Source organism: Bradyrhizobium sp., assembly GCF_036009065.1.
GTDB lineage: Bacteria > Pseudomonadota > Alphaproteobacteria > Rhizobiales > Xanthobacteraceae > Bradyrhizobium.
This window is the reverse complement of the sequence record NZ_DASYMN010000457.1, coordinates 1-8,872: the sequence shown is the minus strand read 5'-3', so window position 1 is coordinate 8,872 and position 8,872 is coordinate 1. Positions and strand designations below refer to the sequence as shown.

8 protein-coding genes and 1 pseudogene are annotated in these 8,872 nt (G+C 62.5%); 3 read left to right on the top strand and 6 right to left on the bottom strand.

What is annotated here, in order from left to right:
- The 5 genes and pseudogenes from VGP39_RS27545 to VGP39_RS27525 all read right to left on the bottom strand — a co-directional run.
- Nucleotides 1-296: pseudogene (locus VGP39_RS27545) on the bottom strand (Fe-S cluster assembly protein SufD); the annotation flags it as partial.
- A 13-nt stretch (nucleotides 297-309) separates the two neighbouring features.
- Nucleotides 310-1,062, bottom strand: coding sequence for a Fe-S cluster assembly ATPase SufC (gene sufC, locus VGP39_RS27540; RefSeq protein WP_327571257.1), 753 nt, complete (start codon nucleotides 1,060-1,062; stop codon nucleotides 310-312).
- Nucleotides 1,063-1,143: 81 nt separating this feature from the next.
- The gene (locus VGP39_RS27535) at nucleotides 1,144-1,362 is read right to left on the bottom strand and encodes a hypothetical protein (protein WP_327571256.1); all 219 of its coding nucleotides are present in this window, start codon (nucleotides 1,360-1,362) and stop codon (nucleotides 1,144-1,146) included.
- On the bottom strand, nucleotides 1,362-2,840 hold the full coding sequence (gene sufB / locus VGP39_RS27530; RefSeq protein WP_327571255.1) for a Fe-S cluster assembly protein SufB: 1,479 nt from the start codon (nucleotides 2,838-2,840) through the stop codon (nucleotides 1,362-1,364). The genes VGP39_RS27535 and sufB overlap by 1 nt, the downstream gene beginning before the upstream one ends.
- A gap of 80 nt (nucleotides 2,841-2,920) precedes the next feature.
- Nucleotides 2,921-4,087, bottom strand: coding sequence for a cysteine desulfurase family protein (locus VGP39_RS27525; RefSeq protein WP_327571254.1), 1,167 nt, complete (start codon nucleotides 4,085-4,087; stop codon nucleotides 2,921-2,923).
- Between the two features lie 222 nt (nucleotides 4,088-4,309).
- Between VGP39_RS27525 and VGP39_RS27520 the strand changes: the two genes are divergently transcribed.
- On the top strand, nucleotides 4,310-4,957 hold the full coding sequence (locus tag VGP39_RS27520; protein WP_327571253.1) for an alpha/beta hydrolase: 648 nt from the start codon (nucleotides 4,310-4,312) through the stop codon (nucleotides 4,955-4,957).
- Here the strand turns inward: VGP39_RS27520 and VGP39_RS27515 are convergent, their stop codons facing one another.
- Nucleotides 4,958-6,064, bottom strand: coding sequence for an anhydro-N-acetylmuramic acid kinase (locus VGP39_RS27515; RefSeq protein ID WP_327571258.1), 1,107 nt, complete (start codon nucleotides 6,062-6,064; stop codon nucleotides 4,958-4,960).
- Nucleotides 6,065-6,224: 160 nt separating this feature from the next.
- Between VGP39_RS27515 and tyrS the strand changes: the two genes are divergently transcribed.
- Both tyrS and VGP39_RS27505 read left to right on the top strand, forming a co-directional pair.
- Nucleotides 6,225-7,478, top strand: coding sequence for a tyrosine--tRNA ligase (gene tyrS / locus VGP39_RS27510; RefSeq protein ID WP_327571252.1), 1,254 nt, complete (start codon nucleotides 6,225-6,227; stop codon nucleotides 7,476-7,478).
- A gap of 55 nt (nucleotides 7,479-7,533) precedes the next feature.
- The gene (locus VGP39_RS27505; protein WP_327571251.1) at nucleotides 7,534-8,769 is read left to right on the top strand and encodes an MFS transporter; all 1,236 of its coding nucleotides are present in this window, start codon (nucleotides 7,534-7,536) and stop codon (nucleotides 8,767-8,769) included.
- Nucleotides 8,770-8,872 lie beyond the last annotated feature (103 nt).

Sequence of the window (8,872 nt, the reverse complement as noted above, 5' to 3'; positions counted from 1 at the left end):
AGCACCAGCCTGCGCACGCCGTCGATGGCGTGCAGTTTTAGGGCCGTGGCAGCGCGGGTCAGCGCCGCCGCATCCGGCGCCGCCGCCAACGGCAGCACTTCGCGCATCAGCCCGCGCAAATCGGTGTATTTCCAGTCCTCGATTCGGCGGTGCGGCAGGCCGGCGCGCTCATAAGCCTCGAAAGCCTTCTGACGCGTGTCGGCGACCTTGCCTACTCCAGGCAGCCGCGCGCGGGCGACGGCGAAGAGTTCGCCGAGCGCGCGGCCGGTTTCGGTTTTTGCCAGAGCCAAATTCATTGCAACATCCGCATTAGGCTGCGTCTTCGAACTGCGTGTAGCCGTTCGCTTCCAGCTCCAGCGCCAGTTCCTTATCCCCGCTCTTCACCACGCGGCCCTTCGACATCACATGCACGAAGTCCGGCACGATGTAGTTCAGCAGGCGCTGATAATGCGTGATCACCACCATCGCGCGGTGGGCCGAGCGCAGCGCATTGACGCCATCGGCGGCGACCCGCAGCGCGTCGATATCGAGGCCGGAGTCCATTTCGTCCAGGATGCACAGGCTCGGCTCGAACAGCGCCATCTGCAAAATCTCGTTGCGCTTCTTCTCGCCGCCGGAGAAGCCGACATTGACGCCGCGACGCAGCATGTCCTGCGGAATGTTCAGGGAGGCAGCGACCTGCCGCACTTTCTTCAGGAAATCAGGCGTCGAGAATTCGCTCTCGCCGCGCGCCTTGCGCTGCGCATTCAGCGCCGTGCGCAGGAACGTCATGGTGGCAACGCCGGGGATTTCCACCGGATACTGGAACGCGAGGAAGACGCCCTTGGCGGCGCGCTCGTCCGGCGGCATCGCCAGCAGGTCTTCGCCCTCGAACAGGATTTCGCCCGAGGTAACCTCATAGCCGGGCTTACCGGCGATGACATGAGACAGCGTCGACTTGCCGGAGCCGTTCGGCCCCATGATGGCGTGCACCTCGCCTTTGTTCACGGTGAGCGACAGCCCGTGGAGAATCTCACGCTCCTCGACACGGACCTGCAGATTTTTGACTTCGAGTAAAGGCATACGTTCTTCCGTTTCTTGTTCGGGGCCCCTCATCCTGAGGTGCGAGCGCTCTTTGCGCGGGCCTCGAAAGATAAGGGTTATCTAATCCGCCAATTCCAATCGTTTCTCGATGTGGTCGAGCCGGCTCTTGATTCCGGCAATATCGACGTGATCGTGCTCTTGGATCGTCATCATGCCAGCCATAAATTGCCGCATCGCCGTCGTCTCTGCTCGCATTGTTTGCATCTCGCCCACGAGCTTGCCCATATCGCCACGGATCGCGCGAAGATGCTCCAGGACGATGCTGTCCGGCTCGATCATCACCCCACACTTCCTTCCAGCGAGATCGAGATCAGCTTCTGCGCCTCGACCGCGAATTCCATCGGCAGTTGCTGCAGCACGTCCTTGACGAAACCGTTGACCACAAGGCCCACCGCTTCTTCCTGGCTCAGCCCGCGCTGCACACAGTAAAACAGTACGTCCTCGGAAATCTTTGAGGTGGTGGCCTCGTGCTCGAACAGCGCCGACGAATTCTTGGCTTCGATATAGGGCACGGTGTGCGCGCCGCATTTATCGCCGATCAAAAGCGAATCGCAGGCGGTGAAATTGCGTGCATTGGTGGCCTTGCGGTGCGCGGTGACGAGGCCACGATAGGTGTTTTGCGACACGCCGGCGGCGATGCCCTTGGAGATGATCCGGCTGGTGGTGTTCTTGCCGAGATGAATCATCTTGGTGCCGGAATCGACCTGCTGGTGGCCGTTGGAGATCGCGATCGAGTAAAACTCGCCGCGCGAATTGTCGCCGCGCAGGATGCAGCTCGGATATTTCCAGGTGATCGCCGAGCCGGTCTCGACCTGGGTCCAGGAAATCTTCGAATTGTTGCCGCGGCAGTCGCCGCGCTTGGTGACGAAGTTGTAGATGCCGCCCTTGCCTTCCGTATTGCCGGGGTACCAGTTCTGCACCGTTGAGTACTTAATTTCGGCATCGTCATGGGTGACGAGTTCGACCACGGCGGCGTGCAGCTGGTTCTCGTCGCGCTGCGGCGCGGTGCAGCCTTCGAGATAGCTCACATAGGCGCCCTTGTCGGCGATGATCAGCGTGCGCTCGAACTGCCCGGTGTTGCGCTCATTGATGCGGAAATAGGTCGACAGCTCCATCGGGCAGCGCACGCCCGGCGGCACATAGACGAACGAGCCGTCGGAAAACACCGCCGAATTCAGCGTCGCAAAAAAGTTGTCCGAGGTCGGCACCACCGTACCGAGATACTTCTTCACCAGATCAGGATGCTCGCGGATCGCCTCCGAGATCGGCATGAAGATCACGCCGGCCTGCTTCAACTCCTTCTGGAAGGTGGTCGCCACTGAGACTGAATCGAACACGGCATCGACGGCGATGCGCCGCTCGCCTTCGGGACGCACCACGCCGGCCAGCATCTCCTGCTCGCGCAAGGGAATGCCGAGTTTTTCGTAGGTCCTGAGAATCTCCGGATCGACCTCGTCGAGCGAGGCCAGTTCCTTCTTTTTAGGCGCCGAGTAGTAATAGAGGTCCTGGTAGTCGATCTTCGGATAATGGACGCGCGCCCACTCCGGCTCCTTCATGGTCAGCCAGCGCCGATACGCCTCCAGCCGCCACTCCAGCATCCAGGCCGGTTCGTTCTTCTTTGCGGAGATGAAGCGGACGGTATCTTCCGACAGCCCGCGCGGGGCCTTGTCGGACTCGATAAGCGTCTCAAATCCATATCGATACTGGTCGACGTCGACCCGCCTGACGCGATCGACCGTCTCTTGTACGGCTGGCATTTCTTTCCCTCCGCTCGCGGTTTCAAGGACCGCGGTGGATCAACTGCAAAGCTCAACGTTAGCGAGGCGACGACACACGCTTAGAACCGTTCAAGCTCTGTTTCATCGTATCCTTTAAGTAATGCACTTGCGAGCTTTCGCCAAGCCTCCAGGCAGCAATCAATGTCCGCTTCCGTGGTCGACCAGCCCAGACTGAGACGCACCGCTCCCTTTGCCAGTTCCGGACCGAACCCCATGGCCTCCAGCACATGGGATGGCTGTACCTTGCCTGAGGAGCAGGCGGAACCCGACGATACCGCGATACCTTCGAGGTCAAAACCGATCACCGCGGTCTCAGCCTTCAAGCCGGGAACGGTGAACAGGGTGGTGTTGGGCAGCCGCGGCGTCTTTTCGGAGAACACAAAAACGCCCCGGGTCTGCCGCAAGCCGATCTCAAGCCGTTTACGCAGCTTGTCGACCCTGTCCATGTCGCCGTCCAGTGACGCCACCGCGGCTTTTGCAGCGGCCGCAAAGCCGGCAATGCCGGCGACGTTCTCGGTCCCCGCGCGGCGCCCAAGCTCCTGCCCGCCACCGCGGATCGAACCCTCCAGGCCATTCAGATCCGCGGCGAGAACGACTGCCCCGACGCCTTTCGGGCCGCCGATCTTGTGCGCAGAAATAGATATAAGATCTGCCTTCAATTCTTTGAGATCGCGGGGTATTTTTCCAAACGTCTGAACCGCATCGACATGCAGCAAACCGCCTGCGCCATGGACGATATCGGCAACTTCGGCGACCGGCTGCAGCGCCCCGGTCTCGTTGTTGGCCGACATTACCGACACCAGCGCCGGCGGACCATCGGCCAACATTTCGCGCAGATGATTAAGGTCGATAACGCCTGACTTGCCGACGCGAAGGGTCCCGACCGCTTCCGGCGGAAATCGACCGCCCGTAAGTACCGAAGCGTGCTCGATGGCAGCAACAATCAACCTGTTGATTGGCAAGCCGGAAATTCGCCTGATCCCTGGCGTCAGTGCGAGCGAATTTGCCTCGGTGCCGCCGGATGTGAAAACGACATTGCGGACGTTGGCGCCCACGGCGCCGGCAATGGCGGCCCGCGCATCCTCGACCAGTCTCCGTGCCGCCCGCCCCTCGGCATGGACCGACGACGGGTTGCCGCTGAGATTCCAGGCCGCCGCCATCGCCTCGCGCGCTTCCGGGCGCAGCGGCGTCGTTGCATTCCAGTCGAGATAGACCCTGTTCTGCATAACAACTTCACGAAACTTGTACTGTCGAAGCCGGCATGACGGCATTCAAGATGCTTGCTTTTTGCCCCACGCCTCATGTTAGAACGCGGCCTCCAGTTCACCAAGCGCCGTTTGCTATCGAAGCCCAACGGCGCCCGACCCGGCCCGCCAAAGCGCGGCGTTTCATCTGCCGAGAGCCGGATGAACCCGGCGCGGGCCGATCGATTTGCCAAGGACCCACCAATGCCCGAAGTCATTTTCACCGGTCCCGCAGGCCGTCTCGAAGGCCGCTATCATCCGGCAAAGCAGAAGAACGCGCCGATCGCGATGGTGCTGCATCCCCATCCGCAATTCCATGGCACGATGAACCACCAGATCATCTACCAGTGCTATTACGCCTTCGTGCATCGCGGGTTTTCCGTGCTGCGCTTCAATTTCCGCGGCGTCGGCCGCAGCCAGGGCTCGTTCGATCATGGCACCGGAGAGCTTTCCGATGCCGCATCCGCGCTGGACTGGGCGCAGACCATCAATCCGGAAGCCCGCGCGTGCTGGGTGGCGGGTTTTTCGTTCGGCGCCTGGATCGGCATGCAGTTGCTGATGCGGCGGCCCGAGGTCGAGGGTTTCATCTCGATCGCGCCGCCCGCCAACCTTTACGACTTCTCGTTCCTGGCACCCTGCCCGTCCTCGGGCCTGATCGTACATGGCGAGAAGGACGCCGTGGTGCCGCCGAAGGACGTCAACACGCTGGTCGAAAAGCTGAAGACGCAAAAGGGCATCGTCATCGACCAGCAGATCATTCCCGGCGCCAACCATTTCTTCGACGGCAAGCTGCAGCCGCTGATGGAATCGGTGACGGGCTACCTCGACATGCGCCTCGCCAATGTGCGGTGATCAGGGCCGCGCGATAATGCCGCCGGTCATCGGCATCGGCACACCGGTGGTGGCGGGGTAACTGAGCGGCAGGCCCTTGAGGCCCCGGGCGGCGAGGAAACCGAAGGCCTGCGCCTCGATGGCGTCGCTGGACCAGCCCAGCGCATCGGCGGCCTCGACCGTGGCCAGCGCGAGGCGCTCGCGCAGCATCCTGAGCATCGTATGGTTGCGTGCGCCGCCGCCGGCGACGATCCAGCTCCGCGGCGGATTGGGCAGCAGCGGAACGATCCGGGCGATCGCCGCCACCGTGAACGCCGTCAGGGTAGCCGCACCATCGGCGGGTGAAACGACGCCGTGCAGTTCCAGCGCCGCAAAATCGTTGCGATCCAGCGACTTGGGCGGCGGCAGCGCGAAGAACGGCTGTTGCAGCGCCCGAGCCACCCAGGCTTCATCGACGGCGCCCTGCGCCGCCAGGCGGCCCTCGCAATCGAACGGCTGGCCCATCGTGCGGAACATGAAATCGTCCAGCAGGGCGTTGCCTGGTCCGGTATCGCAGGCAATCAGCGTATCGGCGCCGTCGATATAGGTGATGTTGGAAACGCCGCCGATATTGACCACAACCAGCGGCCCGTCACGCTCGAGCGACTGGGCGAGCGCACGATGATAGACCGGGACGAACGGCGCGCCCTGCCCGCCGGCGGCGACATCGGCCGCGCGAAAATCGTGCATCACCGGAATGTGGATCGCGCGCGCCAGCGCCGTCGCATCGCCAATCTGAACCGTCATTTTCTGCGCCGGCCGGTGCAGCACGGTCTGGCCGTGAAAACCGACGATATCGATGTTTTCGCGGGTGATGCGGTGTTGCGCGGTGAAGGCTGCGACAGCTTCGGCGTGCGCAATCGTCACAGCGCGCTCGGCCTCGCGCAGGATTCCGGGCCGGGCCTCGCGCGTCGACAGGTTCACCGCCTCGGCCAGGGCCTGGCGCAGCAGGCCACGCTCGCCTTCGGTATAGGCCCGATAGCCTGATGGGCCGAACGCGCTGACCCGCTTGCCATCGGTTTCGAGCAAGGCAACATCGACCCCGTCGAGCGAGGTGCCGCTCATCAGACCGATCGCCGTCATCATCATGGCATTGGCACTTTCGGGACCGTCCGCGCTGACGTCCAACTTGTGTCAAACATGCACATCTTATAATGCCACAGGGCGCTGCAGCGCGGCAGCCCTAACCGCGGCCCCGCCGAATTGAGTAGAAATAGCGTGAAATAAGAATGATCAGAGTCGCACACAAATGACTGCATTTAAATCCGATTTTCTGAATGTTTTGCAGGAACGCGGCTTCATCCACCAATGTTCCGATTTCGAGGGCCTCGACGCGCTCGCCGCACGAGGCGAGGCAACCGCCTATGTCGGTTACGACTGCACGGCGCCGTCGCTGCACATCGGCAACTACCTGACCATGATGATGCTGTATTGGCTGCAGCAGAGCGGCAACAAGCCGATCACGCTGATGGGCGGCGGCACCACCATGGTCGGCGATCCCTCCGGCAAGGACGAATCGCGCGCGCTGCGCAGCCTCGAGGAAATCGAAGCCAACAAGGCGAGCATCCGCGGCGTGTTCGCCAAGGTGCTGCGCTATGGCTCCGGGCCGAGCGATGCGGTCATGCTCGACAATGCCGAATGGCTGACCAAACTGAACTGGATCGAGATGCTGCGCGACGTCGGCCGGCATTTCTCGGTCAACCGCATGCTGACCATGGACTCGGTGCGCCTGCGCCTCGAACGCGAGCAGGAGATGAGTTTTATCGAGTTCAACTACATGGTCTGCCAGGCCTACGATTTCGTCGAATTGTCGCGGCGGGTGGGCTGCCGGCTGCAGATGGGCGGCTCGGACCAGTGGGGCAACATCGTCAATGGCGTCGACCTCGGCCGCCGCATGGGGACGCCGCTATTGTTCGCGCTGACGACGCCTTTGCTCACGACGGCGTCGGGCGCCAAGATGGGCAAGACCGCGCAAGGCGCGATCTGGCTCAACGCGGACCAATGCAGTCCCTATGATTTCTGGCAATACTGGCGAAACGTCGAAGACGCTGATGTCGTGAAATTTCTCAAACTGTTCACGATCCTGCCGATGGACGAGATCGCGCGGCTGGGGGCCTTGAAAGGAGCTGACATCAACGAGGCCAAGAAAGCCCTCGCGGACGCGGCGACCACACTGCTGCATGGCGCCGAAGCGGCGAAGCAGGCGTCCGAGACGTCGCGGCAAACTTTTGAGGAAGGCGCGATCTCCGAGAACCTGCCGACAGTGGAGATTTCCCGTTCCGAGCTTGAAGCCGGCGCAGGCGTGCTGGCGCTGTTCGTCAAGGCAGGCCTCGTTGCCTCCAATGGCGAGGCGCGGCGGCAGATCAAGGGCGGCGGCCTTCGCGTCAACGATGCCGCCGTCACCGACGAGAAGATGACGCTGACGCCAACGCATCTTACGCCGGAAGGCGTGATCAAGCTTTCGATGGGGAAGAAGAAGCACGTCCTGCTCAGGCCTGCATAGGCGTATTCGCCAAAGCCCACTGTTCTTTGCCGCGGAAAGGCGCTCCATCACATTCATGGACCAGAATTCCGCCCGCCTCGCCTCCAAACCGCCGGTTCGTACCGCGCTCAACGTGCTCGCGCTGTGCTTCGCGCTCTCCGTCGTCGGCCGCGGTCTCGGCGAAAGTTTTACGGTGTTTCTGCTGCCGATCTCCGAGAGCTTTGGCTGGGATCGCGCGCAAGTCGTCTCGGTGTATTCATTGTCGGCACTTGCCGGCGGGCTGGCGTCGCCTTTGGTGGGACGGCTGTTCGACCGTTCGGGTCCCCGCATCGTCTATTCGCTCGGGCTGCTCCTGCTGGGCAGCGCATTCTTGACCGCCGCCTACGCGCAAAAACTCTGGCAGTTTCAGGTCAGCCTCGGGCTGTGCGTCGGCCTCGGCATCGCCTTCATTGGCAACGTCCCGAACTCGATCCTGCTCGGCCGCTGGTTTGGTCCGCGGCTGCCGACCGCCATGGCCGTGGTGTATTCCGCGACCGGGGCCGGCGTGCTGGTGTTGCTGCCGTTGTCGCAGATATTTATCGACCGTTTCGGCTGGCGCGGCGCCTACCAGATATTCGGCGGCACGGCGCTGGTCCTGATGCTGCCGCTGCTGTTGCTGCCGTGGAGGCTATTCTCGACGGGGTCGCCATCCGTCGCCAGGAGCGCGGCGGCGGATTTCATCGACGAAGGCTGGACGCTGCTCAGCGCCATGCGGCATCACGCGTTCTGGGCGCTGTTCGCCACCTTCTTCTTCACCGCCATCGGCATGTATTCACTCGCAGCCCAGGTCGTGGCCTACCTGATCGACGCCGGATTCCCGCCGCTGCAGGCGGCGACCGCCTGGGGCTTCAGTGGCGTCGTGCTGCTGTTCGGCATGCTGGGCATCAGCTGGCTGGACGGCATTATCGGCCGGCGGCCATCCGTGCTGTTCAGCTATGCGCTGTCGATTGCCGGCATCGTCATGCTCTGGCTGCTGCAGTGGTATCCGAACCTCTGGCTGCTGACCGGCTTTGTCGTGTGCTTCGGCAGCATGATCGGCTCGCGCGGTCCGCTGCTCACGGCCACCGCGATGAAGATCTTTCGCGGCAAACAGGTCGGCACCATCTACGGCGCCATTGCCATCGGCAGCGGCCTGGGTTCGGCGTTCGGTTCATGGAGCGGCGGTCTGATCCACGATCTGACCCACAGCTATAACCCGCTGATCGCGTTCGCGCTGGTCAGCGTGCTGCTCGGGATGATCCCGTTTCTCGTGGTGCCGGCGTTGCGGCGCTGATCAGACCGAACGATCAATTGTTCGGAGGAAATTCGACCGAGTTGTTTTGCTTGCCGGTATTGAATTCGAAGATTTTCCGGAGCACGCCCGGCGCCATTGCCGA

Coding starts and splice junctions, on each gene's coding strand:
- sufC (WP_327571257.1), bottom strand. CDS start 1,062: ATGCCTTTACTCGAAGTCAAAAATCTGCAGGTCCGTGTCGAGGAGCGT.
- VGP39_RS27535 (WP_327571256.1), bottom strand. CDS start 1,362: ATGATCGAGCCGGACAGCATCGTCCTGGAGCATCTTCGCGCGATCCGT.
- sufB (WP_327571255.1), bottom strand. CDS start 2,840: ATGCCAGCCGTACAAGAGACGGTCGATCGCGTCAGGCGGGTCGACGTC.
- VGP39_RS27525 (WP_327571254.1), bottom strand. CDS start 4,087: ATGCAGAACAGGGTCTATCTCGACTGGAATGCAACGACGCCGCTGCGC.
- VGP39_RS27520 (WP_327571253.1), top strand. CDS start 4,310: ATGCCCGAAGTCATTTTCACCGGTCCCGCAGGCCGTCTCGAAGGCCGC.
- VGP39_RS27515 (WP_327571258.1), bottom strand. CDS start 6,064: ATGATGATGACGGCGATCGGTCTGATGAGCGGCACCTCGCTCGACGGG.
- tyrS (WP_327571252.1), top strand. CDS start 6,225: ATGACTGCATTTAAATCCGATTTTCTGAATGTTTTGCAGGAACGCGGC.
- VGP39_RS27505 (WP_327571251.1), top strand. CDS start 7,534: ATGGACCAGAATTCCGCCCGCCTCGCCTCCAAACCGCCGGTTCGTACC.